The organism is Sphingorhabdus buctiana (genome assembly GCF_042680825.1).
Taxonomy (GTDB): domain Bacteria; phylum Pseudomonadota; class Alphaproteobacteria; order Sphingomonadales; family Sphingomonadaceae; genus Sphingorhabdus_B; species Sphingorhabdus_B buctiana.
Genome location: NZ_JBHUEL010000011.1, coordinates 73,340 through 98,931 on the forward strand (window position 1 = coordinate 73,340; position 25,592 = coordinate 98,931).

Consider the following 25,592-nt stretch of genomic DNA (forward strand, 5'->3'; position numbering starts at 1 on the left):
CCTTCATGCACAGCGTGAAGGCCGTATTCGTTTGTGCGAATATTACCGGCATGAATCGCAAAGTTTCAATCGACTGAAACGTCTTCGGTTGTTCTCCATTTTATCCACTTCAATCCGGTCCGACTGTGGATAAGTCGCGAGAATCCCGTTGCCCGACTCGGCCTTCGATGAGAGCTTGAAGTTGTCAGGCAGGGAAGCCGGAAAGCAAAGCGGAACGGAGACGGGAAGCAGAGCGGAACGAAGGAACTGCCAGATACCTCGCCAGAGCGTTTCAGAAGCGAAAGCGGAAGAAGCAGGAAAGCAGAGGTTGCTGCCGGACAACGAACGTCATGTGCGGGCCTAGGCCTCACCGCCAAAAGCCAACGCCGGGCAGGATACCGAAAGCAGTCAGGCAAACTGGCGACCCTTCGGGGCCGCCAGCGAGCCGGACGCCAGAGAGCGGAAAGAATGGCCCTTGAGGCCAAGGACTTCCAAAATCAGGCGCAGTGGGCGCTGGTAGCAATACCAGCGCCCATTTATTTTTGCGCCGCCGGATTTGGTCCAGGTTCGACATTTCACGATTTAACAGAATTTTGGGGTGCGTGATGGCCGTCACGCGTGCGAATCCCTTTCCGGTGCCAATCGGGGGTTGCGACCCGGTTGGCATAGATCTCCCTATGCCAACATCCTGCCGAGGGCGGGGTTCACACCACCCCGTCTCTCGGCCTTTTACTCAAACACCGGATTTCAGCAGCCAATCATGGAATATCCGGACTGCCCTCTGTTTGAGGGCCCGTGGCCTGCAAACGAACCAATAGCTGTACGGACTTTCGACCTCGACATCGAAAAGGCGCACCAGGCGCGGATCCTTCGCATCGGAAAAATGGCTGCCATGCATGATTGCCACGCCCAGGCCATTTGCGGCTGCCTCAAGCATCAAAGGGCCGCTGTCGATATGATCGATCGCTGCCGGCTTGAGTCGCGGCTCGCCAACGGCTTCGCGCCAGGCATTAAAGATCAGAGGCATGTCGCTGTGGACAAGAACTGTATGATCTTTCAGGTCCGCCGGTTTCTGCAGTTTTTGCTCGCGCGCCATTGTATCCGAGGCAATCGCATAGACATTGTTGCGATCGAGTCGAACGGCGTAAAGGCGCGGATCCACTTGGTCGGCGATGATGATTGCGGCATCGACCACATCCCCCAGCAGGTTTTCAGCGTGGGCGGAAGTATCAACGTCGATGTGAAGCTTGGGAAACAGCTTTCGCAGCTCGGGCAATTTTGGAATCAGGCGTTGTGATCCGAATAGCGGCAATACACCAAGGCGAAGGCGATACTCACCGCCCTGCCCGGATAGTTCCTCGACCGTTTCTGCCATCGCCTCGAGCGCGGGTTCGATTGCCTTGAGCAGCGCATTGCCATCCGCATTCAGGATCATAGCCTGCGCCTTGCGCTCAAAAAGCGGCTTACCCATGAAATCTTCGAGCGCCTTGATTCGCCGACTGAGCGCCGGAGGCGAAAGCGCAAGTTCAGACGCGGCAGCCTTTGCCGAACCCAGTTTAGCGATCCGGACAAAGGCTTCCAATGATCGTAACGGTGGCAGGCGTCGCATCTGGGGAGGTCTCACTTATTTGTGCGGCGCAAAAAAGACGGGATATTACATCCTCTACCTGTTCGCGCCTGTTTTTCGTGAATTGAAAGCTAGTTCAGATTGCAAAAATTGCAACCCTAATTGTTTTCTTCGCACTTGCACAAAAAATGGAAGAGCCGCATATAGGTCAGGCCTTACAGGCATCCTCTCCTAAAGTAAGACTTTCCAAAGGCCGGGTTTACCCCCGGCCTCTTTTTTTGCCCGTTGCCCCAACAGTTCACGCACCCTATCTTGAAAATCAGGGGTTTGGACCAAAGGTAACCAGACTATGGCGAAAGAAAAAACCAACAAACTCCAGGTTGCCAATGCCCGGCCCGAAGATTCCGGTCGCGGTCTTGCCCGCCTTTCCCGCGAATTCATGGCTGGCCACGCCTTGCAGCAAGGCGATGTCATCGAAATCATCGGCAAACGAACCACGGTTGCCCGGGCCGTCGATCCATATCCCGAAGATGAAGGGCTGAAGGTTATCCGCCTCGACGGCCTCCAACGCGCAAATGCGGGGGCTGGAGCGGGCGACCATGTCGAAGTCAAGAAGGTTGCCTCGGTCGCGGCAAAGCGCGTGATATTTGCGCCGGCACAGCCCGAAATCCGGCTTGAAGGCCCGGGCGATGCCCTGAAACGCAATTTCATCGGCCGCGCGATGGTTGCCGGCGATGTTGTGGCAACGCACGGCCAGCAGAGGGTGGCGCCAGAAAACCTGCCACCGCAATTGGCCCAAATGCTCGCCGCCCCCGCTTTCGCCTTGACCGAAATCCGGCTGGTCGTTGTGTCGACAAACCCCAAGGGAGTTGTTCATATCGACCAGGAAACCGAGGTCGAACTGCGCGCCGAGTATAGCGACGACGGCGATGTGCGTCGTGCCGATGTGACTTACGACGACATTGGCGGCATGACTGACACGATCCGCCAATTGCGCGAGATGGTAGAACTGCCACTGCGCTATCCGGAATTGTTCACCCGGTTGGGTGTAGATCCGCCGCGCGGCGTATTGCTGCACGGCCCGCCGGGAACCGGCAAGACGCGGCTCGCCCGTGCGGTTGCGAACGAAAGTGAAGCCGAGTTTTTCGTGATCAACGGCCCGGAAATCATGGGCTCCGCTTATGGCGAATCCGAAAAGAAACTGCGGGAGATTTTTGCTGCGGCAACCAAGGCAGCACCGTCGATCCTGTTCATCGATGAGATCGATTCGATCGCTCCCTCGCGCGACAAGGTGCATGGTGAAGCAGAGAAGCGCCTTGTTGCCCAATTGCTGACCCTGATGGACGGGCTGGAGCCACGAACCAATCTGGTTGTCATCGCGGCAACCAATCGCCCTGAAGCGTTGGACGAAGCGCTGCGTCGCCCCGGCCGTTTCGACCGCGAAATCATTGTCGGCGTTCCCGATGAAAGCGGTCGGCGCGAAATTCTCGCCATCCACACGCGCGGGATGCCGCTCGATGCCAAGGTTTCGCTGCGCGAGCTCGCCCGCACAACCTATGGCTTTGTCGGTGCAGACCTTAACGCGTTGAGCCGCGAAGCCGCTATCGAAGCCGTCCGACGCATCATGCCCAAGCTTGACCTTTCGAGCGGGACGATTGCGCCCGAAGTGCTCGAAACACTGAAGGTGACGCGCGACGATTTTGTCGAAGCTCTCAAGCGCGTGCAGCCATCGGCGATGCGCGAAGTGATGGTGCAATCGCCTAATGTCCGTTGGGAAGATGTCGGCGGGCTCGACGAAGCACAAGCGAAGCTGAAAGAGGGAATCGAGCTTCCGCTCAAAAACCCGGAGGCATTCCACCGACTCGGTATCCGCCCGGCCAAGGGCTTTCTGCTCTATGGACCTCCGGGCACAGGTAAGACCCTGCTTGCAAAGGCAGTGGCACGCGAAAGCGAGGCCAATTTCATCGCCACCAAATCATCCGACCTGTTGAGCAAATGGTATGGCGAGAGCGAGCAGCAGATTGCCCGACTTTTTGCCCGCGCGCGGCAAGTCGCCCCGACAGTCATTTTCATCGATGAGATTGACAGCCTTGCCCCAGCGCGAGGCCGTGGCGGCGGCGAACCGCAGGCTACCGAGCGTGTCGTGAACACGTTGCTCGCCGAAATGGACGGTCTGGAGGAATTGCAGTCGGTCGTGGTCATCGGTGCGACCAATCGCCCCACATTGATGGACGCGGCGCTGCTGCGCCCCGGTCGCTTCGACGAACTGGTTTACGTAACCGTTCCCGACAAAGGTGGACGCCGGCGCATATTGGGTATCCACACATCGCGCATGCCGCTGGGCAAGGATGTCGATCTGGACGAAATCGCCGAACGGACCGATCGATATACGGGAGCAGACCTTGAAGACCTTGTCAGGCGTGCTGGCCTGTTTGCCCTGCGTGAAGGTGGCCGCGATGCCAATGAGGTACGCATGAGCCATTTCAGCCAAGCGCTGAATGCAAGCCGCGCTACCGTTACGCCAGAGATGGAGGAAGAATATCGTTCGATGGAATCAAAGCTGAAACAGGCAGCGATGATTCCGGAAGGCATGGGTTTCGTGACGCCCGGAATGGTGAAGCCAGTGCGCGCGTCTAAGCACGAGCCCTGATCAACCGAGGCTGCGGTCGACTGTTTCCGAAAGGCCGATGGCGCGAACGAGCACCATGCCTTCAATCGAGACCAGCAACCGAGCTGCATCCCGCGAACGGGCTTCATCGCTGTCGGCTGCCAGTTGGGCTTCGCCCCATGCAAGAAAGCCCTGGCCGATGGCTTGGGCGATAGGCGCATATAGCGGGTCGCCGCGTGCGGCCCTGCTAGCCAATTCGATCCAGACGCACATATAAGGCCAGAACCGATCTTCAAACAGCATGCCTGCAAGACGTTTCCGCAACAGGTCGAGCGGCAATGGCTCGGGCGATACTTTTGCTGCCATGGCTTCGGTCATGCGCTCGGCAATGCGTTGCAGTGTCGCTGCCAGCAATTCGGATTTGTCGGCAAAATAATATAGCAACATACGGTCGCTGGTACCCGCAGCCTTCGCCAGCGGACGAAGGCTCGCAGACACAAGACCGTGCGCCAGCACATGGTCGGCGAGCCGATCCACGATAACCGAACGCCGTTCATCGGTTTTGCTCACATCCATTCCATCCGCTTATGCACATTTAGCTCTTGTAGCGACTGCTACATTATTGTAGCATGTGCTACACAGATAATCGAATGGGAAGGAGATTGCCATGACTGACTTTTGGAAAAATTGGCTGAGGCTGTGGGCATGGGGCGTAGTGATCTTTGGCGTAGTGCTGTCGAGCGGCGCGTTTGCAGCAACCGACAGCGTGGTGCGGCCGATATTCGATCTTCTGGGCAATCCCTTCCCCGGCCAACCCGACCCACATCATCGTTTTTCGCTGGGCCTGATGGGTGCGGTCAGCATCGGTTGGGGCATGACTTTGCTCGGAATGTGCAACGCGGTTTTCAAACTATCTCGCGACGATGCAGCCCCGTTTTGGCGCGCAGTGTTGGTGGCAACCATCATTTGGTATGTGATTGACGGCTATATTTCCTACGCAACCGGGTTCGCACTCAACATCGTTTCTAATACGCTGTTGCTGCTGTTTTTGCTGGTTCCGTTGCTAAAAACCGGCGCACTGCAAGGCGCAGGGACCGATTAGAAATCAACCTGCTCGTAATAGGGCGGAGGCGTTATCGCCTCCATGCGTTCCGAAAGGAGCGGGCGGAAACTGGGGCGGCTCTTGAACATTGAATACCAGCTCTTGGTCTGTTCGTGCCCGCTCCAGTCAATGCCGCCAAGATAGTCGGCCACTGAAATCTGCGCGGCTGCGGCCAGATCGGCCATGCTCATCGTCGGGCCGGCCATCCATGCGCGGTGATCGATCAGATAGTCGATATAATCGAGGTGTCCGTTGGCCAGACGCATCGCCTCCCGCAGCACAGTGCTGTCAGGTGGCTGACGATGGACAAGCCTCTTCTTCATCCGTTCGTGCAGCAGCGGCGCTGTCACATCACCAAAAAATTGCTGATCGAACCAGGCCGTCAACCGACGGATTTCCGCACGATACGCGGCGGATCCGCTGATCATCGGTGCCGTATCGCTGACCTCCTCGATATACTCCGTAATCGCAACGGAATCGCACAAGGTCAGGTTGCGTGCAGGATCTATCAACACCGGGGTGCGGGCGGCCGGGTTCATATAGAGAAATTCGTCGCGATGTTCCCACGGGTTTTCACGCACGAGGCTATAGGCAATTCCCTTCTCGCCCATTTGCAGGCGAACCTTGCGCGAAAACGGACAAAGGGGGAATTGCAGGAGCTGCCACATGGCGGTCCTGTTAGGCACTCTGATGCAGAAATGGAAGCGCCAGTTCGGCTAAAACTTCAATGAATTGTGCCGAGCGTGGTCTCAAGGTTGAGCAAAGTGACAAGCCGTTCAATCTGCCGCCAACGGCAATAGTGCAGATGGTTGCCGACATTACGGCTTTTCTCGGCGCGTTCCGCAGCCTCAACACCTGCATCGAATCCGAAACGGGCAATAAGGGCCTGCGCCTCGTTGACATCACGGGCGTCGACATAAAGCGGCAAATACATGGATGAGTGCGACCTCTTGGAATTTCCGGGTGGCAGGCCGACCGGGGTGTGGCCCGCCTGCGAAAAGCGGTTTACCCAAAATGCATGGACGAAGCCTTCCGCCATGTGGTTAGCAAATGGTTAGCGTCCGAAGCTGCGACGATGCCGCTTGCTCCGCCCCCCTATTCGATGGCAAAGACGCCTGCATGAATGATCAGGAACAAAATCAAGCTCCAGCCCGCCCTCGTCTTGGCGGCGGCATCTTCCTTTTTGTCGGGCTGCTCATCGGCTCAATCGCCGGGATCGCGCTGAACGAACCTTCGATCGGCATGATCAGCGGTTTTGTTGTCGGTGGCCTGCTCGCCATTCTCATCTGGCTGTTTGACAGCAAGCGTGGATCGAAAGGACGTTAACATGCGCAAGCACATCTTTGGATTCCTGGCCTTTGTGCTGGTGCTCGCCGGCATCGGCGTCTGGTATGTGACGCGCCCTGATATTGCACAGCTTCCACTCGACAAGGTGACCGGCACCAAGCCTGAAATCACCGAAGCACGCGAGCAGATCTTCCCCACCGTTTCAGTGGCAGAAGCCGATCCGTGGAAAGCAGGCGAAGCACCGATTGCCGCCGAAGGATTGATCGTCGAACGCTTTGCCGAGGGCCTTGATCATCCGCGCAACATATATGTGCTGCCCAACGGTGATATATTGGTTGCCGAAACCAACGCGCCAGCAAACCGGATGAAGGGTATCGAGGGCTGGATCGCGGCAAAGCTCTTTGAAAAGGCGGGTGCTGCAGTGCCCTCTGCCAACCGTATCACCCTCCTACGCGATGCGGATGGGGATGGCAAGCCTGAACTCAAAAGCACGTTCATCGAAGGGTTGAACTCACCCTTTGGCATGGCATTGATTGGCGACACGCTTTACGTTGCGAACACCGATGCAGTCCTTGCTTTCCCCTATAAGGAAGGCGACACAAAGATCAGTGCCAAGGGCAAGAAAATCCTAGCGCTTAACGCGCAAGCACCCAACAACCATTGGACACGCAACCTCGCGGCAAGCCGCGACGGCAAGAAACTTTACATCGCCGTGGGATCGAACAGCAATATCGGTGAAAATGGACTGGAAAGCGAACGCGGCCGTGCGCGGGTGCTCGAACTCGATCTCGCAACCGGCAAGAGCGGCGCTTATGCCTCAGGCTTGCGCAACCCGGTTGGGCTAGATTGGGACAGCCAGGGACAACTCTGGACGGTTGTCAACGAACGCGACATGCTCGGCTCCGACACCGTGCCTGATTATCTCGCGCTGGTCGAATTTGGCGCCGACTATGGTTGGCCGCATCACTATTGGGGCGGCTTTACCGACCATCGCGTCCAACCCGGAAAGCCGGAAAAGCGTGAGTATGAACGTCGCCCTGACTATGCACTTGGTGCACATACGGCTCCTTTGGGCCTAGCATTTGCCGATCGCGCCAAACTCGGCGGCGCCTTCACCAGCGGCGCATTCATCGCGCGGCATGGTTCGTGGAACCGCGTACCGAAATCGGGCTATGACGTGATCTTCGTTCCGTTCAAAAACGGCATGCCGACGGGACAGCCGCTCAATGTGTTGACGGGTTTCCTCGACAAGGAAGAAAAGGCCCAAGGCCGACCGACCATGCTTGCCATCGACAAGAGCGGGGCCCTGCTGGTCAGCGACGATGTCGGCAACATCATCTGGCGGGTGCGCGCAAAAGCAAAGTAAACTGCCTTTGCGACAACCGTAAAAATGAGGGGGAGAGTAATGATGAATGTGCGAAATGGTCTTCTGTTAATCGCCGCCATGTCAGCGGTTTCGGCATTTTCGGCTGCAGAAGCCAAGCAAGGCTGGGCTGTCATTGCTGAGCAAAAGGTAGGTAAAGGCGGGGATGTCGATACCGTACAAATCAACAATCCGCGCAAATTCCAATCGGTGCGCATCTGCGTCTATGGCCGCGCAGTCCACCTCAACAGCTTTTCGGTTCAGTTCCGTAATGGCGGTCGCCAAGACCTGGACGTGCGGACCAACTATCGCCCTAGCAAATGCTCACGCGCAGTCGACCTGAAGGGTGAGAAGCGCCATATCGAATGGGTGATGCTGAATTACAACCGTCGTCCCGGCGACGGCGCGCCAGTCGTTCGTATCGAGGCGAAATAAGCGATACGGCCTGTCGGCGGCACTGCTGCCGACAGGTTTAAGGCCTATCCGCAACAGGCGTTGCTGCTCTGCTGGCCGCAGATACAGGAAATTGCTGGGCAATCCGAGGCGGACGCACGCCTGCGCTGGCGGGGATTCTGGGTCGTGCTTGCGCTCTGCAGCGCGGGCGACCAGCTTCAGGGCAATACGATCAGCCAGCGTCAGATCATATTCGCGCCCCAGTTCCAGTTTGTCGCGCACCAAAGGTGGCAGGATCGAAACCGCAGCGCGTGCCAGCGCCCGGTGCAGAAAGCGCGGGATATTGGGCGCGGCCTTGCCCGACTGGATGATATCCAAAAATTCCTTGTTGATCGGATGCCGTTCGAAACGCGGGGCCAGCTTTTCCATCATCGCGAAGAAATCAGCGCGGCTGCTCACCTTGTTTTGCACACCATATAGTTCGGCAACGGGCGTTCCTTCGCTATAGAAGCGTTCCTGATCGGCGATCGAGAGCGGTGCGACAAAGCGGTCATATGCGGTCAGGAAGCCGTAAGCAGCGGTTGCGCTGACCCAATCGAGCAATTCCGGGTCCTTGGCGGAATAGGCGATGCCACCCGGGGTTTCGCCCTCAACCTTGGCGTGCATGCGGTTGACGCCTTCGATCACGCGGCGGGCAGCTGCCTGCGGCCCATAGACGCCAATCATCGCGGCATAGCCGGTGCGTTGCGACCGCCCGATAGGGTCCACCTTGTAAATCGAATGATCCCAAACACCCGAACGGATGCGCGGGTCGGCAAATTCCAGCAGCACCGCCGCGACGCCGCCGATGCCCAAGGCTATCTGGTTTTTGTACACCCGCCATGCGACGGAGTCCGGAGCCAGAAAGGCCGGCGCGCCGGGGGGTTGCGTATAATCAAATGGCGGTAACGGTTTGCGAATGGGGGCATTCATCGGCTGGTCTCTCCTCCAAACCAGCCGATTTAATCGCGCGATTAACTATCCGAAGTCAAGCGCCAATCCCATAGGCCGCGCGCTCCATGGCACCGAAGAAACCCAGCGCACCAGTATCGCCAAAGGGCGCCAATTGGCTCATCATCACCCCGGTGATCCCATTGGCCGGGTCGATCCAGTAATAGCTGTTGAAAATGCCAGCCCAGGCAAGGCTGCCGGGCGCCCGGCCATTTGGGCCCTGTTCGGGATTGATCAGGAAACCGAGGCCCCAGCCGGTATGCTGGTCGGGGAAGGTATCAAAGGGTTGCGCAAGATCGGGCATTGCCGTTCCCATATAACCCGCGCGGATCGACCCGATCTGGTTGCGTCCCATTTCCGCAACGCTGGCTTCCGAAAGGATACGCTGGCCATCCAATTCGCCACCGCGCAGGATCATCCGGGTGAAACGGGCATAATCATGCGCAGTCGACGAAAGGCCACCGCCCCCTGCATCAAACTCCCCGCCGCCAAGGAACATTGGTTGGATCGCAAAGCCGCCTTCGGGCGAGCGCGCATGGACGCGTGCCGCATCCTCGGGCAATGCCTCCCGAAACGCGGTTGCCGTCATTCCCAAGGGGGCGAACATATTGGCTTCGAGATAATCACCGAGGCGCTGTCCGCTCGCCGCCTCGACCGCCAATCCCACCCAGTCAGTCGCGACGCTATACTCCCAATTCTCACCGGGATCGAAAAGCAAGGGCATCTCGATCGACGCAAGCGATCCGGGGGCAGGCATTCCGGTGACCGCGAAATAGCGCAACACTTCGGGCCGGATGAAGAAATAGCCGAGGCCCGCAGTGTGGGTCAGCAGGTGGCGCAATGTTATGGGACGCGATGCTGGGCGTAGTTGCGGTTCACCGCTGTCGGAAAAGCCCGTCAGCACCTGCGGATTCGCCAGTTGCGGAAGCAGATCGCAAATGGGCGTATCAAGATTTAGCTTGCCGCTTTCAACCAGTTGCATGGCCCCGGCAGAGACGATCGCCTTGGTCATGGAAGCGATCTGGAAGACGGTGTCGACCTCCATTTCAGCTCCGGTCGTTGCATCGGCATGGCCAAATGCCTCAACCAAGCGAACGCCATCACGGTCGGCAATCAACGCCACTGCACCGGGAAGCCCCGATTGTGCGAAGGCCTCTTCCAGCATCTGTCGGCTGTTCATGATTCTCCCCTCCCCTGTATTTTCCTAATCGCTGAGTTCTATCCATGTTGGCGCATGGTCGCTCGCCTTTTCACGGCCACGATGCGCCTTGTCGACTCCGCACGCCACAAGCCGGTCGGCAGCGACAGGGCTCAACAACAGGTGATCGATGCGAAAACCATGGTCCTGTTGCCATGCACCCGCTTGGTAATCCCAATAGGTCCAGACCCGCCCTTGCGGGTAATGCGTTGCCAACGCGTCAGTCCAGCCGTCGGCAAGAAGCGTGCGATAGGCAGCGATGCTTTCGGGCTGGCGAAGCGCATCGTCGAGCAACGCCTTGGTCGACCAGATATCATGGTCGTGCGGGATGACATTATAGTCACCCGCCAGCACCACCGGCAGTTCGAGCATCGCAAGCTCCGCTGCGCGAGCGCGCAGCCGCTTCATCCATGAAAGCTTATAGTCGAATTTTGGCCCTGGCACCGGATTGCCGTTGGGCAAATAGATCGACGCCACACGCACGCCATGCACATCTGCTTCCAGATAGCGTGAATGGACATCTTCCGGATCACCGGCAAGTCCGCGTCCGCTTTCAACTGGCTGGGCATCGCGGGCAAGGATGGCAACACCGTTGAAACCCTTTTGCCCATGCCAGATTGCGCCATAGCCCAATCGCTCAAATTCTGCCGCAGGGAAGCCTTCATCCTGCGTTTTGATTTCCTGCAGGCAAGCGATGTCAGGCCGGGTTTCCTCAAGCCATTCGAGAAGGCGCGGGAGGCGTGCCTTGATGCCGTTGATATTGAATGTGGCGATGCGCATTTGGCGACCCTAGCGAGGGGTCACGCCCGCATCAAACCGAAAAGCTGGAACCGCAGCCACAACCTGACTGGGCATTGGGGTTGGTAACCTGGAAACTTTTGCCGCCGAGCGATTCGATGAAATCGACCGCCGAGCCCCGAACGAGATCGAGGCTGACCGAATCGACCACCAGCTTGGCATCACCTGATTCGGCGATGGTATCGTCGGCCTCAATGGTGTCGGCGAGGCCGAAACGATATTGAAAACCCGAGCAACCGCCACCTTCGACCGAAAGGCGCAGCAATGGGGCTTTGCCCAGTTTCTGGGCAATTTCCGCTACGCGTTTCGCGGCATTTGGCAAAAGCTGGATGTCGGGAGCCATGTTCATGTCCATTATGTAGGGACAAACAAAAAGGGCGGCAAGGTGTCTCCACCAAGCCAGCCCCAGATTTACACCCTCTCCCAAAGGTGATGCGTTTACGGCCAGAAATGCTTACTCAGCAGGACCGCCTACCGATTTGCTATCAGTATCCTTGGAAGCAATCAAGATATTTGACACTTTTGTTGCAGGCTCAAGGAAGCTGGTCGGATTGACCGGTTCGCCAGCGATGCGGACTTCATAATGAAGGTGGCTGCCGGTTGAACGGCCGGTCGAACCCATGAAGCCGATAATGTCACCCTTGCGGATGCGCTGGCCAGAATAGACGTTCATTGCAGAAAGATGGCCATAGCGGGTCTGGATGGCATTGCCATGTTCGACCTCTACATACTTGCCATAGCCTGAAACCCATTGTGCACGACCGACAACACCATCGGCGGTTGCATAAATCGGGGTACCAATCGGGCCAGCGATATCGAGGCCTTTATGGTTCTTGCGGCGGCCCTGAAACGGATCGGTGCGATAGCCATATTGGCTGGTCATGCGCATCGTTTCGACGGGATTGATCGAAGGAACAGCAACGCGGTTCTTGCGAGCCGAGCCATTGGCCTGGCCCCAGCCGTCATGCAAGGCGCGGAATTCGGGATCTGCCACGCCAAGCGCGGTCTTGTTCGCGGCAACATCTTCGGGCTTCACACGGAAGGCGTCCGATGCGGCTGCGGCGGAATTGGCAAGTGCAGGCGTAGCAACCGATGCCGAAGCAACAAGGCTAGCTGCAAGTAACACTTTCCCCATCAGTGATTGGCCTGAGGCCAAAACGCTGTGTAGCATGTGCTTTTACGACCCTTTGTAGCAATCCGCACTTTCGTGTGGAATTATCCCCAAATGTTGCGGCAGTTTTCTGCCCACCCCTTATGTGATTGGGGTCTGGCGGGACCGTCAGGACAATGCAACCTGCATGTAATAATCGCGCGTTAAACCGGCCTTCGAACGCGCCGAGTCGTTAAATGGCGGCTTAATTGCGCCGCGGAAGTGGCGGTTTACCAGCATTTTCCAGTAAGATTTCGGTAACAGTTCGGCTGATCGACAACCCGATTCAAACCATTTGGTTCCAGCCGAAACATGACGAATTTCGTCATTATAGATGCGCTGCAGGATACGTGCGGACGCCGAATCGCCCTGCGCTTCGAATCGTTCGACCGTGGCCGGGGTGACATCCAGTCCCCTTGCCTCCAGCACCATCGGAACGATCGCCAGCCGTGCCAGTGCATCGTCGCGCGTGGCGTACGCAGCCTCCCACAATCCGTCATGCGCGGGCATGGCGCCATAATGGCTTCCCAACTGTTTCAGCCGCCGATCAAGCACAGCGAAATGCATCGCTTCGTCCGCGCCGACGCGCAGCCAGTCATCGGCGAAATCGCGCGGGAACTGCCCGCCGAAACGGCCAACTAGGTCAAACGCCAAGTCTATCGCGACAAATTCGATATGCGCCAGCGCATGCAGCATGGCGACGCGGGCCCGTTCAGAGCCAGCGCGGCGGCGCTTCGGCATGAAGCGAGGGGCAAGCAGCTCCGGCTGGTCAGGACGCGCCGGATAATCGGGCATTTCCGCATCAAAACGATGTTCCAGCCGCCCCAAGCGCCAATCGCGTGCCACCGATCGTGCCCGCATCAGCTTTGCCTGCGGGTCAGCGGATTCCAATACCGATTTGCACGCTTCGCCGAGCGTCAGAACCATAAATCCCAAGCCTTCCAGAGATAAAAGAGGCCTATGGCGGTAACGATCCACGCCGTCCAGCGCTTGAAATTGGCATCGGTCAGCCGATCAAGCACCCAGCCGCCTGCGGTGGTGCCAAGCATCGAAGCAGGAATGGCCAAGGCGAACACCCACCACGGGGGCACGCCGCCGCCGTCGGCGAGAAGCAAGGGACTGCCGTAAACGATGATCTTCGCCAAATGGCTGAACACCTGCGTCGCCGCCTTGGTCGCTACAATCTGGTGCCGGCTAAGTTGAGTACGAACGAAAAAGATATCGAGCAACGGGCCCGCCACCCCGGCACTGAGGTTAAGCCCGGTTACGAGGAACCCTGAAACCAGCGCATGCGGCGCTCTTGAAGCATCGAGTTGCAACCACTGCTTGGGCAACCAGACAAGCATCGGTACCAACCCTAGCAGCAGGAACAGCAACGGTTTTGACGGCATGAAGCCGATCGCCAGCACAGCGGCGGCTGCGACCGCCGAGGCGATCGCATAGTTCCAGATAATCGGCCAAGCGATATGCTGGCGATGCAGGATCGCGCGCCAGCCATTGGCGACCAGTTGCAGCAATCCATGCGTCACGAACGCAGCCGAGACCGGCAGGACGAACGCCAAAGCGCCCATCAAAACCAGCCCGCCTGCCATGCCGAATATTCCTGATAACAACGCCGTCAGGAATGCGGTGACGATCAGGAAGGCGGCGGCAAAAGACGACATCAGCCGACTGCTTTGGCAGCCTCCAGCACCTCGGCAGCGTGGCCCTTTACCTTCACATTGTGCCAGACGCGGGCCACCTTGCCATCCTTGCCGACGAGGAAGGTGCAGCGTTCGATGCCCATATATTTCTTGCCGTACATCGATTTTTCGACCCAGACGCCCATCTGTTCGGTGGCATCGCTTTCCTCGTCAGAAAGCAGGGTTACCTTGAGCCCATATTTGTCAGCAAACTTTGCCAGCTTCGCAGGCTTGTCTTTCGACATGCCGTAAACCGCCACCCCTGCCTTGGCGAAGTCGCCATGCAGTTCGGTGAAATCTTTCGCTTCGTTGGTGCAGCCGGGGGTGTCCGCCTTGGGATAAAAATAAAGCACTAGCGGCCCTGCCAGCGAGCCAAGCGCAACATCATTTCCAGCGCTATCTTTTACCGTGACGGCGGGAAGGCTGTCGTTCACGTCGGTCATATTCCATTCTCCTGAAATCCATCATTCATTCGCTGCCCGATGCCCTGCCATTCGGCGGAAATCAGGCTGCGTGCAGCTTCGATAGCCGCCATGACATCACCCCAATTGGCAAATCCCAGCGCCTTTGCAACCACGGCTTGCGCGGGTTCGGAGGGGATTTCGCAATCAGGCGCGACCAGCCGCAGCATGACGAGCAACCGTGTCAATAACGCCTGCGCCTGACCGAATCCTTCCGGCAAAAGTCCCGTAGAAACAAGTTCGTCAGCGGCCTTATCCAGTTGCGGATGCAGGCCCTTTGCATGGCGCAGTTGCAGCGCATGAATGGTGAATTCGGCATCGACCAACCCACCCGGCAACAACTTCACATCAAGCGGGCCTTTGGGTGGTTTGTGCGTCGCCATGTCGCCCCGCATTTTGACGATATCCTCGGTGAGTTTCGTAGCATCGCGCGGCGCAACCAGCGTTTCAGCAATGATTTCTTTCAGCTTTGTTCGAGCCGAGGGAGAACCATAAACCGGCCGCGCACGCGTGAGTGCCATATGCTCCCAGGTCCACGCCTCTTCGCGCTGGTATTTTGCAAAGCTTTCGAAGGAAACGCACAGCAGCCCTTGCGCCCCTGATGGGCGAAGCCGCGTATCCACCTCATATAGAGCGCCGGAGGCGGTTGCGACCGTCAAGGCGCCCACAACACGCTGGGCGAGGCGATTGAAATATTGCGTCGCACCCAAGGGACGAGCCCCATCCGATTCCTCGCCATGATCGCCTGAAAACAGCAGGATCAGGTCAAGGTCCGAGGCATGGGTAAGCGCTTCACCGCCAAAGCGGCCGAGTGCCAGAATTGCGAGTTCGCCTCCGGGTACCTTTCCATGGGCACGTTCGAATTCGGCAACGGTTGCCGAGGTCAGCTTCAACACGGCGACCTCGGCGAGCATCGCATAGGCGTGTGAAACCGCGAGCGGATCCTGCTGACCCTCGACCAATTGCACGCCAAAGGCAAAGCGCTTTTCGCCGACAAAGGCGCGCACAAGATCGAGCAGCGTCTGGTAATCATCATCCACAATGCGGGAGTCGAGTTCGGCGAGCAGCGCCTCACAACTTTCGGGCAGCTTGAATGCGCTGGCGTCGATCAACCCTTCGAGGAGCTCGCCGCGGCGGGCCAACGCATCGGCCAAGGTCGGCGCATAACTCAATATATCCGCCAGCAACTGCAGCAAGGCAGGGCGCGCATCGAGGAGGTTGAAAAAATTGATCGCGCTCGGCAGCGCCTCGATCACATTATCGAAACGAGCGAGCGCATTGGAAGGATCGGGCGCCTTAGCCAGCGCTTCCATGATCTTGGGCAGGACTGTCTCGAACGCTTCGCGAGCAGAGCTTGATCGGATCGCGCGCAATTGCCCGCTGCGCCAGCGTGCCAAACGCTGTGCCACGGCTGGCGGATCGGCATAGCCCAAAGCTGACAATTGATCTTCAAGCGGCAACCCCTCGTCGGCGAGCCGCTTCGTGCTCTCCTCTTCTTCGCCCGCCAGTCCGTCGTAAATCGCACCCACGCTGGTCACCACTGGCTCAAGCAGCGCGACGAGCGCGGCACCATCGTCCAATCCGTGGAGCCTTGCGGCGCGATCCAGATCGGCTGGATTTTCAGGCAGGCTATGGGTTTGCCGGTCGTCGAGCATTTGCAACCGGTGTTCGATGGTTCGCAGCAATGTGTAAGCGTCGGCCAATGTGCCAGCCTCTTGCGAACCAATTCGTTCGCGCTCTGCCAATGCGGCAAGCGCGGTGCGCGTATCGGCCATACGCAGGCCGGGATCGCGCCCGCCATGGATCAGTTGATGCGCTTGTGCGAAAAATTCACACTCCCTGATGCCACCCCGCCCCCGTTTCAGATCATAGCCGGGGCCGAGCCGCTGCCCCTTATGATAATGATCGCGGATCTGCCCGCTCATCTTGCGGATGTTGGCAAGCTGGCCAAAATCGAGGCTGCGCCGCCAGACGAATGGCTGGATGCTTTTGAGGAAATATTCGCCCAGCGCCTTGTCACCTGCTGCTGCACGCGCGCGGATGAAGGCAGCCTGCTCCCATGCCAGCGCGCTCGACTCATAATAGCTGATCGCCGCTTCGACCGGGATGGTAATCGGCGTCACCTCGGGCGAGGGTCGCAGCCGCATGTCGACGCGGAAGACATAACCATTTTCGTCACGCGCGGAGAGAAGTTCGATTACGCGACGCCCAATGCGGACCGCGCTATCGGCCACATCCTCGCGTTCGCGGTGCGGCAATATTTCGGGGTCATAGAGGAAGATGGGATCGATATCGGACGAATAGTTGAGTTCCTGGCCGCCATGCTTGCCAAGGCCTATCACCGCAAATCCCTGCACGGATGCGTCGGGCACGCGCTCGGCAAAGGCAGCCGCAATCGCAGTATCAAGCGCGCTGTCAGCGAAATCGGAAAGGATGCGCGTAACGCGCGCCAAGTCCCAAACGCCAGCCAGATCGGCAATCGCCGTAACCAGCGCCACTGCCTGTCGTTGCTGGCGCAGCGTAGCGGCTGGATCATTTTCGCATTCAATCGCCAGCGATTGCGCCAAAGCAGCGTCGAAATCCCCGGATTTGATTACCGCTACCAGATCCGGTTGCCGCTCAATCAGCTGGCACAAAAACGGGCTGTTTCCCTCAGCACGCGAAAGGGCAGCAGCAACTTCTCTCATTTCCGCAGATAATCCCTCCGGAAATCAGCCGCGAATGCCGCGAACCGGCCTTCGGCTATCGCGGCGCGCATCCCGGCCATCAGGCTCTGGTAGAAATGCAGGTTGTGCTGCGTCATCAGCATCGCCCCCAAAATCTCGCCCGAGCGGACTAGGTGGTGGAGATAGGCGCGGCTCCATGTCGTGCAAACCGGGCAATCGCAACGTTCGTCGAGCGGGCCCTGGTCCTCGGCATGTTTGGCGTTGCGGATATTGACCGGGCCGTTCCAGGTAAAAGCCTGCCCGTTGCGGCCGCTGCGAGTCGGCAACACGCAATCGAACATGTCGATGCCGCGCTCAACCGCCCCAACCAGATCGTCGGGTTTGCCCACACCCATCAGGTATCGCGGCCTGTCAGTTGGAAGCATGTCGGGTGCATAATCAAGGCAACCAAACATCGCCTCCTGCCCCTCACCCACGGCAAGGCCGCCCACGGCATAGCCATCAAAACCGATATCGATCAGGGCATCCGCACTTTCCTTGCGCAGCTTTTCATCGAGCGACCCCTGCTGGATTCCAAACAGCGCCGCGCGCTCGGCATGCTCACCGCCGCTGTCGAAACCGTCGCGGCTGCGTTTTGCCCAGCGCATCGACAGCGCCATCGATTTCGCCGCCTCTTCGCGCGACACACCATTGGCAGGGCATTCGTCGAACGCCATCACGATATCCGAACCCAGCAAGCGCTGGATTTCCATCGATCGCTCGGGTGACAGCATATGCCGCGATCCGTCGAGATGGCTTTGGAAGGTCACGCCCTCCTCGGTTATCTTGCGAAGGCTCGACAGGCTCATCACTTGATAGCCGCCGCTGTCGGTCAGGATCGGCCGGTCCCATCCCATGAATTTGTGCAAGCCGCCTAAACGCGCCATCCGCTCTGCAGTTGGCCGAAGCATCAAATGATAGGTATTGCCTAATATGATGTCCGCACCGGTGGCGCGCACTTCGGCGGGTCGCATAGCCTTAACCGTGGCGGCGGTGCCGACGGGCATGAAAGCAGGCGTACGGATTTCACCGCGCAGCATCTGGATGCTGCCGGTGCGGGCTTTTCCGTCGGTCGCATTGATTTTGAAATCGAATCGGGATTGCATGCGCTTCGCCATAGCTGGGCAAATCTTTTCGCGCTATCGGGCGCACATGGGGTTCATAAGGCCAGATCATTGAGCATTTCGGTTTCACAACAACTGGTGGCAGCGACACATAAGCTTGGGGCAGTCAGCGAAACGCCCCGGCTCGATGCCGAATTGTTGATGGCGCATGCACTTGGCATCAGCCGCAACGACATGCTGTTGCGCGCCCGCGGTCTGGATGTACCGGCCAGCTTTGCCGCGTTTCTTGAACGACGTTTGGCGCACGAACCGGTCGCCTATATCCGTGGCTATCAGGAATTTTGGGATATCACTCTGGCGGTTACCCCCGATACGCTGATCCCGCGCGGTGACAGTGAAACGCTGATCGAGGCTTCAATAGCCTATTTCAGCGACAAACTGCCCCCCACTCGCATCCTTGATCTCGGGACGGGTTCGGGCGCGCTGCTCCTAGCCGCTTTGTCCGTGTTTCAAACAGCCGAAGGTGTGGCGATCGACACAAGCGAGCGAGCACTTACTGTTGCGAAGGGCAATTCGGAACGGCTTGGATTTGGTGAAAGGGCGAATTTCCTGCACCGCAGCTGGCGGGATGACGAATGGGCGGCCGATCTGGGTAGATTCGACCTCATTTTGTGCAATCCACCCTATGTTGAATTGGATGCGGACTTGGCACCGCAGGTCCGCGGCCATGAACCTGCCTCTGCTCTGTTTGCTGGGGTCGACGGAATGGAAGAATATAATATCTTGATCCCGCAATTGTCCGAAGTCCTGTCCGCTGCCGGCATCGCAATATTCGAAATCGGAAAAGGGCAGGATTTAGCGGTCATGCGATTGGCACAACAAAACGGATATGCCGCCGAACCGCATCGCGACCTTGCCGGGATTGTCCGTGCGATAAGCATGGTGAATCCAGCAAGTTGATAATTTTTGCTTGGATTCGCTGGATAGTCGGGCTACGGCATCCCTAGCTTCACAGCGATGTGGCCGGATACCGGCCCTTTTTGGGAAGCTGCCCCAACGCATCGACGATTTTGAGGGGGACCGCACAGGGCGGTCGCGTTGAGGCCATAACACTCGGAAATTGGGTTGCTTTATTAAAGGACAGGTCAGTCTTTATGAATAACCGACAGACCAGCCGCCGTCGCGGCCGGGGCAATAATCGCGCGCAAAATGCCAATCGCAACGGTTACGATCACCAGAATCGCATCGACAATCGTGCGCGCGGTAACGCCGCGCAGATGCTGGAAAAGTACAAGAAGCTGGCACAGGATGCCCAGCTGAATGGCGACCGGGTGCAGGCCGAATATTATCATCAGTTTGCTGACCATTATTTCCGCGTGCTCGCCGATTTCCGCAGCCGCCAGGAAGAAAACCGCCCGCAGCGCAACGAATGGCGCAATGATGACCGCGAAGGCGGCGAATGGCGCGATGAAGATCGCGAGACCGAAACCGGTGAGGATGACGCGGTGGATACCGATAACCTCAACGAAGAAAGTGACGAGGGCGAAGAGCGCGAAGAGCGCCGTCCGCAGCAGCGCAATGATCGTCGTGACCGAAACGACCGTAACGATCGCAATGATCGCAACCGCAACCGCCGCGATCGTAATGACCGCTATGATCGCAACGATCGTCCGCAGCAGCAGCGTGATGAAGGCGAAGCAAGCGACGGGGGGCTCGACCTCGCCGTGCTGCCACCCGCAATTGGCGCTGCAAATGACGAGGTTGAGGCAGAAGCCAAGCCGGCTCGCAAGCCCCGCGCTCGCAAGCCGAAGTCAGCAGAGGATGAAACAGTAGCAGCCGAATAAGGCTGCTCTCTTCCTCGCTTGTCCAGCCATTAAGGCTCTGGTCATGTTGTGAAAATTACGCCACCTGATAGCGACCACTATCGGGGGAGTAGGATTATGCGTGCAGCTTGGCTCTTGCTTGCAGGGGGGGCGCTGGCGGCACCTATCCTCGCCCAGGATGCAACTTCGGTAGCCGTACCGGGCGGCGCAACCGCGCAGGGTGACGTCGCCGTCACCATCTACCAGAATGGTCAAAGCCTGATCCAGGATACGCGACGCCTGACCATGCCTGCTGGCCGGTCGAAACAGGAATTTCCCGACGTTTCAGCCCAGATACGCGCTGAGACGGTTACGCTCACCGGCCCCGGCATCGGAATAGTCGAACAGAATTTCGATTATGACCTGTTGACGCCGGCGAAACTGATGGAAAAGGCGGTTGGCCAGAATGTTACCCTGATCCGAACCAATCCCGCGACGGGTGCCGAGGTCCGCGTACCCGCGAAAGTACTCGCGGCGAATGGCGGTGTGGTCTTGCAAGTTGGCAATACGATTGAGGTGCTGCGCGACGACGGACTGCCCGTTCGTGTGATTTTCGACAAGGTTCCGCCCAATTTGCGTGCACGCCCGACGCTGTCGGTGACTTTGGAAGCAAAGGGCGGCGTAACCCCCACGACGCTGACCTACCTGACCCCCGGCCTTGGATGGAATTCGGATTATGTGACCCTGTTCGATGATGCCAAGCAAACGATCGACGTGCAGGGCTGGGTTACGCTGACCAACAATACCGGCACCGATTACAGCAATGCCAATGTGCTGCTCATCGCAGGCAACCCGAATGGCGGCGGTGGACGGCGAAACTATACAACGCCATGGAATCCTTCGACCGGCACGATTGACCAGCCAGGTACTGAAAGCAGCGATCGTGAGCGGTTGGGAGATTATTATCTTTATCCGCTCGCCGAACGGACAACGATCGCCAATGCCCAGCAAAAACAGGTCAGCTTTCTCGATGTGAAGGCGGCGCCCGCACGCAAAGCCTATGAGTTCAACAATGGTTGGCTGGCGACCAATGATGCAGCAAGCGCCTCGTCGGTCCTGAAATTCTCGACGTCGCGCAGTGGCGGGCTTGGCGACCAACTACCCGCCGGCACGATGCGCGTTTATATGCGTGACAAGCGCGGCGATCCGCAATTCATCGGCGAAAGCATGATCGAGGCAACGCCCATGGGTAGCGCCATGTCGATCCGCACCGGCGATGCCTTTGACGTAAAAGTGAAAACGGTCGTCGAAGAACGCAACCGCCTTTCATCCAGCCGCTGGCAAACCAAGATGCGCTATGAATTCACCAACGCGCGGAACGAACCGGTAACCGTCGATCTGGGACAGGAAGGCCTATGGGGCGATGTAGCGATCATCGCGCAAAGCCAGGAAGGCAAACGCGTTTCGGCAGATCGTGTTGAATGGAGCGTAGCCGTGCCCGCCAACGGCAAGGCGACGCTCACCGCGACCTTCGATAGCCGTTATTGACGTCTGCCATGCGGGCCCTGCTTGCCCTTGTGTGGATTTACGCTGCGACGCCAGTCGCAGCGCAGTCCATCATTGTGTCGGATGCACCTGAAAGCGTTTCGCTGACGGTGTATCGCGCGCAGGATCGTGGTGATCGTCCGATCGATCCCAACTGGCCACGTGGCTATGCGCTGATAACCGAAACGCGTAAGATCTCCATTCCGGCAGGTGAGAGTGTCATACGCTTCGAAGGCGTGGCTGAAGGCATGTTTCCCGAAAGCGCAATTGTCACCGGGCTTCCACAGGGCGTTAGGGAAAAGAACCGCGATGCGCGGCTCCTCTCCCCCTCTGGTTTGGTCGATGCCTTCCTCAAGCGGGAAGTTACCTTGCTTCGCACCAACAGGTCCACAGGTGTGACAAGGGAGCAAAAGGCAATAATCACGGCTGGCCCTCAAGGCGGGGTTATCCTGCAAACAGCAGAAGGCTATCAAGCACTGCGGTGCACCGGGCTGCCCGAACGGATGCAATTTGGCGGCGTGCCGCAGAACCTTTCAGCAAAGCCAACCTTGTCGGTGATCACACAATCGAACGAAGCGACCACATTCAAGCTGACATTGACCTATATGGCGTCGGGATTCGATTGGCAGGCCAATTATGTCGCCCATGCCAAGCCGGGCGACGACAAAGCGATTGGCAAGAACAAGATTGATCTGTTTGCCTGGTTGACGCTGGCCAATGGCGGCAACCAGAGTTTTCAGAACGCAAATATGATGGCGATTGCGGGCGAACCCAATCGCGAACGCCGCCCTGAACAGGCGCGGCCAGTGGGCGGCGGCCTTAGCCTGGCATGCTGGCCCCAGCAACGCACGCACCAGGTGCCTTTCAACCCCGGATTCATTGTCGATATCCCGCCTCCGCCGGCACCCCCTACCCCGGTTGCGATGGCTGCCTATGCGGACGAGAATATCGTCGTGACCGGGCAAAGGATGGCGCGCGCGGAAATGGCTGCTCCTGTCGCGGTGATGGTCGCCGATCAGGAAGATCTGGGGGACTTGAAACTGTATCGTGTGCCCGAGCCGGTAACCGTGAATGCCAAAGGCCAGAAACAGGTCGCGATGATCGTGAAGCCCGGCGCAGCCTTTGATCGCATCTATACGGTAAGGGTCGATGAATATGGTAGGGACGACGGAGCGAGCATGCCAATGTCGATCCTTTTCCGCAGTTCCAACCGCAAGGAGAAGGGGCTGGGGCTTCCTATGCCTTCGGGCCAAGTGATGTTGTTCGAAGACAGCAATTATGGCCCTCTGCTAGCCGGGCAATCGACATTGAGTAATCGCGCCGTGGGCGACGATATCGAAATGGTAGTCGGGCGCTCCTCCGATGTCCGCTACGCGGTTACCCGGATGAGCGAAACCGTCGAGAAGCAGCGTTTCAAAGTCGACATTACCAACGCCCGTAGCGAGCCGGTAAATGTCGAAGTCGAAATCCCGTTCGAGTTGCGCGGAAAGCCGAAACACATCGCCAAGGTCGACGGAATTCCGACCTGGAAAGCAACAATCGCTGCTAATGGAGAGGCAACGCTCTATTACGAACTGGAGCTTGAAAAAAATTGAAGCGGGGGAAGTGTTTCCGCCCGCTTCAAGTTAATCGACTCTCAAATCGAAAAATAGGCGCCCGCCAACAAAGGCTTGCGTCGTAAGCATATTTACCCGTTCGATTCCACGTACTCAATCGCGAATTCGCGAAAGTGACGTTTTCGTTCGCGAACGACAGCGACCAATTCACGTTACGCGAACAAGCATGTCCTCTGGTTAACCGCCTTGCTGGCGTCCGCCACCCGTGATAACAGCTCGCCAAACGGGGGTAGGCCGATGACATTGCAGGCTTTTCTCAATTACTGGTGCTCACTCGATTGGAAACACCAGCTTCGGCACCTAGCGCAATATCTTTTGATCGCTTTGCTGCTGGTACTGGTCGTGCCGTTCGGCATGTTCCCCGAACAACCGCTCGTAAGATTGAGTTACTGGTTCTCGGTGCTTTCAATTTTCGGGATGGCGATGATGCCGATGACCGCACGGATTATCCGCTCGACCGGAGCATTTGATGACTTTAGCCGGTGGAGCGGCATAATAGGCTGCGTCCTCTTCGCCACCATTCCAATGACCTTCGTTGTGCATGCAATCGAACATTGGGGCTGGTCTTTGGCAGCAGCCCGAATGGGCAATGGTCAATTACCGCCTTCGGTTTCACGCGATGTTGCGGGCATGATGCAGCTGTTTTCGCAGCTGACAGCGATCAACCTGTTCGCAATTGGCGTGAATTCCTTTTTTATCATCGCGCTCGACGGGCTGCCGACCGAAAGCAAGAAAAAGCAACTCGCCGGCATCCGCTTTTTATCACGCCTTCCCGACCATCTTGGTGCCGATTTGCTCTATCTGCAGATGGAAGACCATTATCTGCGAGCGACCACTGCCAGCGGCACTGGCCTGATCCTCATACGCTTTCGCGATGCCTTGAACGAACTGTCCGACTATGAAGGGATGCAGGTACACCGTTCATGGTGGGTAGCCCGTAATGCCGTCACGCGACTTAACAAACAGGGCCGGAAGATCGAGTTATTGATGAAGGACGGCTCGATCATCCCGGTTTCCGCAGCATATCGGAAAGAGGTCGAAGACCAATTGCTCGGCGCCTGAGGCGTCGCCCCGGGTCAATCCGTGCTGGGCAGCGGACGGGGCCGGTGCTGTTCATCGAGCGCGACGAAGGTGAACAGACCTTCGGTCACCTTCACTTCCTGTTCGCCGCGATCGCGCGTTGCAACAACCTCTATCCGGATGGCCATCGAAGTGCGTCCACGCCGTTCGAGCGAGGCATAAACCGATATGATATCGCGGAGCAGGATTGGCGCGATGAATTCCATCTTTTCGATAGCGACCGTGGCACAGGGCCCTTCGGCAATCCGGCCAGCGACAATGCCACCGGCAATATCCATCTGCGCAAGCACCCAGCCGCCAAAGATATGGCCGTTGGCGTTGATATCGGCGGGGCGCGGAACGACCCGTAAAATCGGATCGCCCCGTACGGGCAGGTTATGGACGGCCTGCGTCATCGTCATCGTCGGCAAGGTCGGCAAACGGGTCTTCGATTGACTCGTCATGTCCGGTACCGCTTGAGAGGAATACCAGTCCCATCAGCGCACACATCAACATCACCGAGAAGATGATGCCGGCGGCTGTAGCGATGTAGAAGTGGATCGAGACGAAACCATTTTCGCGCCAGAAAAAGTAGAGCGCCCCGCTGGTGATGATCAGCGTGAACAGGAACATCCAGCCCATCAACCTGCGATAGCGGGCCCAGGCAAAGGCGGCATATTCCGGATTATCAAGGCGGGAGGGGCGAGTCATTTTATCCTTTGGCGCGTCTATGCTATGTAAACGGTGTGGGCAAGTCGAATGGGAGGAAGGCGATGACGATTGCAATCATCCTGCAGGGCCGCGAAGGCACGGTTTTCTCAGCATCTCCAGATGAACTGGTCGAAACAGTGGCGACGCGACTCGCTGAAAAGCGAATTGGCGCATTGCCGGTAATCGACAATGGGCGCGTAATCGGGATCTTCTCCGAACGCGACATGATCTACGGGCTGGCATCGCATGGCGCTTCCATATTACAGAAACGCGTGGCCGATGTGATGACGGCACCTGCCATCACCGTATCGTCGGATACTCCCGTCCTTTCGGCGCTTTCATTGATGACAAGGCGTCGGATCCGGCATTTGCCGGTGGTTGATGGGAATCGGATTTCGGGCTTTGTTTCGATCGGCGATCTCGTCAAATACCGGATCGAACGCATCGAGGCAGAAGCCACTGCAATGCGCGATTATATCCAGATGGCCTGATCGATCGCATGTCGGCTTAGC

Annotated in this window: 27 protein-coding genes; 11 read left to right on the forward strand and 16 right to left on the reverse strand. The window is 58.0% G+C overall.

The window, feature by feature from the left end:
* Window positions 1-712: 712 nt before the first annotated feature.
* Window positions 713-1,588: a LysR substrate-binding domain-containing protein gene (locus ACFSAG_RS12875; RefSeq protein ID WP_381515513.1), complete on the reverse strand. Its 876-nt coding sequence runs from the start codon at window positions 1,586-1,588 to the stop codon at window positions 713-715.
* A gap of 307 nt (window positions 1,589-1,895) precedes the next feature.
* On the opposite strand from ACFSAG_RS12875, the gene ACFSAG_RS12880 reads away from it, so the two are divergent.
* On the forward strand, window positions 1,896-4,196 hold the full coding sequence (locus ACFSAG_RS12880; RefSeq protein ID WP_381515515.1) for a CDC48 family AAA ATPase: 2,301 nt from the start codon (window positions 1,896-1,898) through the stop codon (window positions 4,194-4,196).
* On the opposite strand, the gene ACFSAG_RS12885 is transcribed toward ACFSAG_RS12880, so the two are convergent.
* The gene (locus ACFSAG_RS12885) at window positions 4,197-4,724 is read right to left on the reverse strand and encodes a TetR/AcrR family transcriptional regulator (RefSeq protein ID WP_381515518.1); all 528 of its coding nucleotides are present in this window, start codon (window positions 4,722-4,724) and stop codon (window positions 4,197-4,199) included.
* Window positions 4,725-4,821: 97 nt separating this feature from the next.
* Here ACFSAG_RS12885 and ACFSAG_RS12890 point away from each other — a divergent pair, with 97 nt between their 5' ends.
* Complete coding sequence (locus ACFSAG_RS12890) at window positions 4,822-5,256, forward strand: hypothetical protein (RefSeq protein ID WP_381515521.1); 435 nt, start codon at window positions 4,822-4,824, stop codon at window positions 5,254-5,256.
* On the opposite strand, the gene ACFSAG_RS12895 is transcribed toward ACFSAG_RS12890, so the two are convergent.
* A complete protein-coding gene (locus ACFSAG_RS12895) occupies window positions 5,253-5,924 on the reverse strand; it encodes a glutathione S-transferase family protein (RefSeq protein WP_374612624.1) in 672 nt (223 codons plus the stop codon). The two genes, ACFSAG_RS12890 and ACFSAG_RS12895, sit on opposite strands and share 4 nt — an antisense overlap.
* Window positions 5,925-5,980: 56 nt before the next feature.
* Window positions 5,981-6,295 carry a hypothetical protein gene (locus ACFSAG_RS12900; RefSeq protein WP_374612625.1) on the reverse strand — a complete coding sequence of 105 codons (315 nt, stop codon included), beginning with the start codon at window positions 6,293-6,295 and terminating at the stop codon, window positions 5,981-5,983.
* An 80-nt stretch (window positions 6,296-6,375) separates the two neighbouring features.
* On the opposite strand from ACFSAG_RS12900, the gene ACFSAG_RS12905 reads away from it, so the two are divergent.
* The 3 genes from ACFSAG_RS12905 to ACFSAG_RS12915 are packed head-to-tail and all read left to right on the forward strand — an operon-like array spanning window position 6,376 to window position 8,341.
* On the forward strand, window positions 6,376-6,582 hold the full coding sequence (locus ACFSAG_RS12905; RefSeq protein ID WP_381515526.1) for a hypothetical protein: 207 nt from the start codon (window positions 6,376-6,378) through the stop codon (window positions 6,580-6,582).
* 1 nt (window position 6,583) lies between these two features.
* Entirely contained in the window at window positions 6,584-7,909 is a 1,326-nt protein-coding gene (locus ACFSAG_RS12910; RefSeq protein ID WP_381515529.1) for a PQQ-dependent sugar dehydrogenase, read from the forward strand.
* 39 nt (window positions 7,910-7,948) lie between these two features.
* The gene (locus ACFSAG_RS12915; protein WP_381515532.1) at window positions 7,949-8,341 is read left to right on the forward strand and encodes a hypothetical protein; all 393 of its coding nucleotides are present in this window, start codon (window positions 7,949-7,951) and stop codon (window positions 8,339-8,341) included.
* Here the strand turns inward: ACFSAG_RS12915 and ACFSAG_RS12920 are convergent.
* From ACFSAG_RS12920 to tgt, 10 genes are all read right to left on the reverse strand, one after another.
* Complete coding sequence (locus tag ACFSAG_RS12920; RefSeq protein ID WP_381515535.1) at window positions 8,231-9,271, reverse strand: oxygenase MpaB family protein; 1,041 nt, start codon at window positions 9,269-9,271, stop codon at window positions 8,231-8,233. The two genes, ACFSAG_RS12915 and ACFSAG_RS12920, sit on opposite strands and share 111 nt — an antisense overlap.
* 55 nt (window positions 9,272-9,326) lie before the next feature.
* The gene (locus tag ACFSAG_RS12925) at window positions 9,327-10,469 is read right to left on the reverse strand and encodes a serine hydrolase domain-containing protein (protein WP_374612633.1); all 1,143 of its coding nucleotides are present in this window, start codon (window positions 10,467-10,469) and stop codon (window positions 9,327-9,329) included.
* A 24-nt stretch (window positions 10,470-10,493) separates the two neighbouring features.
* Complete coding sequence (xth, locus tag ACFSAG_RS12930) at window positions 10,494-11,267, reverse strand: exodeoxyribonuclease III (RefSeq protein WP_381515538.1); 774 nt, start codon at window positions 11,265-11,267, stop codon at window positions 10,494-10,496.
* 31 nt (window positions 11,268-11,298) lie between these two features.
* Window positions 11,299-11,640: a HesB/IscA family protein gene (locus ACFSAG_RS12935; RefSeq protein ID WP_381515540.1), complete on the reverse strand. Its 342-nt coding sequence runs from the start codon at window positions 11,638-11,640 to the stop codon at window positions 11,299-11,301.
* A 99-nt stretch (window positions 11,641-11,739) separates the two neighbouring features.
* Entirely contained in the window at window positions 11,740-12,420 is a 681-nt protein-coding gene (locus ACFSAG_RS12940; RefSeq protein WP_374612640.1) for a M23 family metallopeptidase, read from the reverse strand.
* A 144-nt stretch (window positions 12,421-12,564) separates the two neighbouring features.
* Entirely contained in the window at window positions 12,565-13,362 is a 798-nt protein-coding gene (locus ACFSAG_RS12945) for a ferritin-like domain-containing protein (RefSeq protein WP_381515544.1), read from the reverse strand.
* Complete coding sequence (locus ACFSAG_RS12950) at window positions 13,353-14,099, reverse strand: TSUP family transporter (protein WP_381515547.1); 747 nt, start codon at window positions 14,097-14,099, stop codon at window positions 13,353-13,355. Before ACFSAG_RS12950 ends, ACFSAG_RS12945 begins: the two co-directional genes overlap by 10 nt.
* Entirely contained in the window at window positions 14,099-14,560 is a 462-nt protein-coding gene (locus ACFSAG_RS12955; protein WP_381515550.1) for a peroxiredoxin, read from the reverse strand. The genes ACFSAG_RS12950 and ACFSAG_RS12955 overlap by 1 nt, the downstream gene beginning before the upstream one ends.
* Window positions 14,557-17,265, reverse strand: coding sequence for a bifunctional [glutamine synthetase] adenylyltransferase/[glutamine synthetase]-adenylyl-L-tyrosine phosphorylase (locus ACFSAG_RS12960; RefSeq protein WP_381515553.1), 2,709 nt, complete (start codon window positions 17,263-17,265; stop codon window positions 14,557-14,559). Before ACFSAG_RS12960 ends, ACFSAG_RS12955 begins: the two co-directional genes overlap by 4 nt.
* The gene (gene tgt / locus ACFSAG_RS12965) at window positions 17,262-18,389 is read right to left on the reverse strand and encodes a tRNA guanosine(34) transglycosylase Tgt (protein ID WP_381515555.1); all 1,128 of its coding nucleotides are present in this window, start codon (window positions 18,387-18,389) and stop codon (window positions 17,262-17,264) included. Before tgt ends, ACFSAG_RS12960 begins: the two co-directional genes overlap by 4 nt.
* A 75-nt stretch (window positions 18,390-18,464) precedes the next feature.
* On the opposite strand from tgt, the gene prmC reads away from it, so the two are divergent.
* The 5 genes from prmC (at window position 18,465) to ACFSAG_RS12990 (ending at window position 24,372) form a co-directional block, all read left to right on the forward strand.
* Window positions 18,465-19,307 carry a peptide chain release factor N(5)-glutamine methyltransferase gene (prmC, locus tag ACFSAG_RS12970; RefSeq protein WP_381516168.1) on the forward strand — a complete coding sequence of 281 codons (843 nt, stop codon included), beginning with the start codon at window positions 18,465-18,467 and terminating at the stop codon, window positions 19,305-19,307.
* Window positions 19,308-19,501: 194 nt separating this feature from the next.
* Entirely contained in the window at window positions 19,502-20,191 is a 690-nt protein-coding gene (locus ACFSAG_RS12975; RefSeq protein WP_381515558.1) for a DUF4167 domain-containing protein, read from the forward strand.
* A gap of 96 nt (window positions 20,192-20,287) precedes the next feature.
* Window positions 20,288-21,697: a DUF4139 domain-containing protein gene (locus ACFSAG_RS12980; RefSeq protein ID WP_381515561.1), complete on the forward strand. Its 1,410-nt coding sequence runs from the start codon at window positions 20,288-20,290 to the stop codon at window positions 21,695-21,697.
* An 8-nt stretch (window positions 21,698-21,705) separates the two neighbouring features.
* Window positions 21,706-23,289 (forward strand): DUF4139 domain-containing protein, encoded by a 1,584-nt coding sequence (locus ACFSAG_RS12985; protein WP_381515563.1) that lies wholly within the window; start codon window positions 21,706-21,708, stop codon window positions 23,287-23,289.
* 258 nt (window positions 23,290-23,547) lie between these two features.
* Complete coding sequence (locus tag ACFSAG_RS12990; protein ID WP_374612658.1) at window positions 23,548-24,372, forward strand: LytTR family DNA-binding domain-containing protein; 825 nt, start codon at window positions 23,548-23,550, stop codon at window positions 24,370-24,372.
* Between the two features lie 14 nt (window positions 24,373-24,386).
* Here ACFSAG_RS12990 and ACFSAG_RS12995 read toward each other — a convergent pair whose 3' ends face one another.
* Together ACFSAG_RS12995 and ACFSAG_RS13000 are read right to left on the reverse strand one after the other, a co-directional pair.
* Window positions 24,387-24,785: an acyl-CoA thioesterase gene (locus ACFSAG_RS12995; RefSeq protein ID WP_374613002.1), complete on the reverse strand. Its 399-nt coding sequence runs from the start codon at window positions 24,783-24,785 to the stop codon at window positions 24,387-24,389.
* A complete protein-coding gene (locus tag ACFSAG_RS13000; protein ID WP_374612660.1) occupies window positions 24,766-25,080 on the reverse strand; it encodes a hypothetical protein in 315 nt (104 codons plus the stop codon). Before ACFSAG_RS13000 ends, ACFSAG_RS12995 begins: the two co-directional genes overlap by 20 nt.
* Before the next feature lie 62 nt (window positions 25,081-25,142).
* Between ACFSAG_RS13000 and ACFSAG_RS13005 the strand changes: the two genes are divergently transcribed.
* Entirely contained in the window at window positions 25,143-25,571 is a 429-nt protein-coding gene (locus ACFSAG_RS13005; RefSeq protein ID WP_381515567.1) for a CBS domain-containing protein, read from the forward strand.
* The last annotated feature ends 21 nt before the right edge of the window (window positions 25,572-25,592 follow it).

Excerpts from the sequence above, each read along its gene's own strand:
- ACFSAG_RS12875 (WP_381515513.1), bottom strand. The coding sequence starts at position 1,588 with ATGCGACGCCTGCCACCGTTACGATCATTGGAAGCCTTTGTCCGGATC.
- ACFSAG_RS12880 (WP_381515515.1), top strand. The coding sequence starts at position 1,896 with ATGGCGAAAGAAAAAACCAACAAACTCCAGGTTGCCAATGCCCGGCCC.
- ACFSAG_RS12890 (WP_381515521.1), top strand. The coding sequence starts at position 4,822 with ATGACTGACTTTTGGAAAAATTGGCTGAGGCTGTGGGCATGGGGCGTA.
- ACFSAG_RS12895 (WP_374612624.1), bottom strand. The coding sequence starts at position 5,924 with ATGTGGCAGCTCCTGCAATTCCCCCTTTGTCCGTTTTCGCGCAAGGTT.
- ACFSAG_RS12900 (WP_374612625.1), bottom strand. The coding sequence starts at position 6,295 with ATGGCGGAAGGCTTCGTCCATGCATTTTGGGTAAACCGCTTTTCGCAG.
- ACFSAG_RS12905 (WP_381515526.1), top strand. The coding sequence starts at position 6,376 with ATGAATGATCAGGAACAAAATCAAGCTCCAGCCCGCCCTCGTCTTGGC.
- ACFSAG_RS12910 (WP_381515529.1), top strand. The coding sequence starts at position 6,584 with ATGCGCAAGCACATCTTTGGATTCCTGGCCTTTGTGCTGGTGCTCGCC.
- ACFSAG_RS12915 (WP_381515532.1), top strand. The coding sequence starts at position 7,949 with ATGATGAATGTGCGAAATGGTCTTCTGTTAATCGCCGCCATGTCAGCG.
- ACFSAG_RS12920 (WP_381515535.1), bottom strand. The coding sequence starts at position 9,271 with ATGAATGCCCCCATTCGCAAACCGTTACCGCCATTTGATTATACGCAA.
- ACFSAG_RS12925 (WP_374612633.1), bottom strand. The coding sequence starts at position 10,469 with ATGAACAGCCGACAGATGCTGGAAGAGGCCTTCGCACAATCGGGGCTT.
- xth (WP_381515538.1), bottom strand. The coding sequence starts at position 11,267 with ATGCGCATCGCCACATTCAATATCAACGGCATCAAGGCACGCCTCCCG.
- ACFSAG_RS12935 (WP_381515540.1), bottom strand. The coding sequence starts at position 11,640 with ATGGACATGAACATGGCTCCCGACATCCAGCTTTTGCCAAATGCCGCG.
- ACFSAG_RS12940 (WP_374612640.1), bottom strand. The coding sequence starts at position 12,420 with ATGGGGAAAGTGTTACTTGCAGCTAGCCTTGTTGCTTCGGCATCGGTT.
- ACFSAG_RS12945 (WP_381515544.1), bottom strand. The coding sequence starts at position 13,362 with ATGGTTCTGACGCTCGGCGAAGCGTGCAAATCGGTATTGGAATCCGCT.
- ACFSAG_RS12950 (WP_381515547.1), bottom strand. The coding sequence starts at position 14,099 with ATGTCGTCTTTTGCCGCCGCCTTCCTGATCGTCACCGCATTCCTGACG.
- ACFSAG_RS12955 (WP_381515550.1), bottom strand. The coding sequence starts at position 14,560 with ATGACCGACGTGAACGACAGCCTTCCCGCCGTCACGGTAAAAGATAGC.
- ACFSAG_RS12960 (WP_381515553.1), bottom strand. The coding sequence starts at position 17,265 with ATGAGAGAAGTTGCTGCTGCCCTTTCGCGTGCTGAGGGAAACAGCCCG.
- tgt (WP_381515555.1), bottom strand. The coding sequence starts at position 18,389 with ATGCAATCCCGATTCGATTTCAAAATCAATGCGACCGACGGAAAAGCC.
- ACFSAG_RS12975 (WP_381515558.1), top strand. The coding sequence starts at position 19,502 with ATGAATAACCGACAGACCAGCCGCCGTCGCGGCCGGGGCAATAATCGC.
- ACFSAG_RS12980 (WP_381515561.1), top strand. The coding sequence starts at position 20,288 with ATGCGTGCAGCTTGGCTCTTGCTTGCAGGGGGGGCGCTGGCGGCACCT.
- ACFSAG_RS12985 (WP_381515563.1), top strand. The coding sequence starts at position 21,706 with ATGCGGGCCCTGCTTGCCCTTGTGTGGATTTACGCTGCGACGCCAGTC.
- ACFSAG_RS12990 (WP_374612658.1), top strand. The coding sequence starts at position 23,548 with ATGACATTGCAGGCTTTTCTCAATTACTGGTGCTCACTCGATTGGAAA.
- ACFSAG_RS12995 (WP_374613002.1), bottom strand. The coding sequence starts at position 24,785 with ATGACGCAGGCCGTCCATAACCTGCCCGTACGGGGCGATCCGATTTTA.
- ACFSAG_RS13000 (WP_374612660.1), bottom strand. The coding sequence starts at position 25,080 with ATGACTCGCCCCTCCCGCCTTGATAATCCGGAATATGCCGCCTTTGCC.
- ACFSAG_RS13005 (WP_381515567.1), top strand. The coding sequence starts at position 25,143 with ATGACGATTGCAATCATCCTGCAGGGCCGCGAAGGCACGGTTTTCTCA.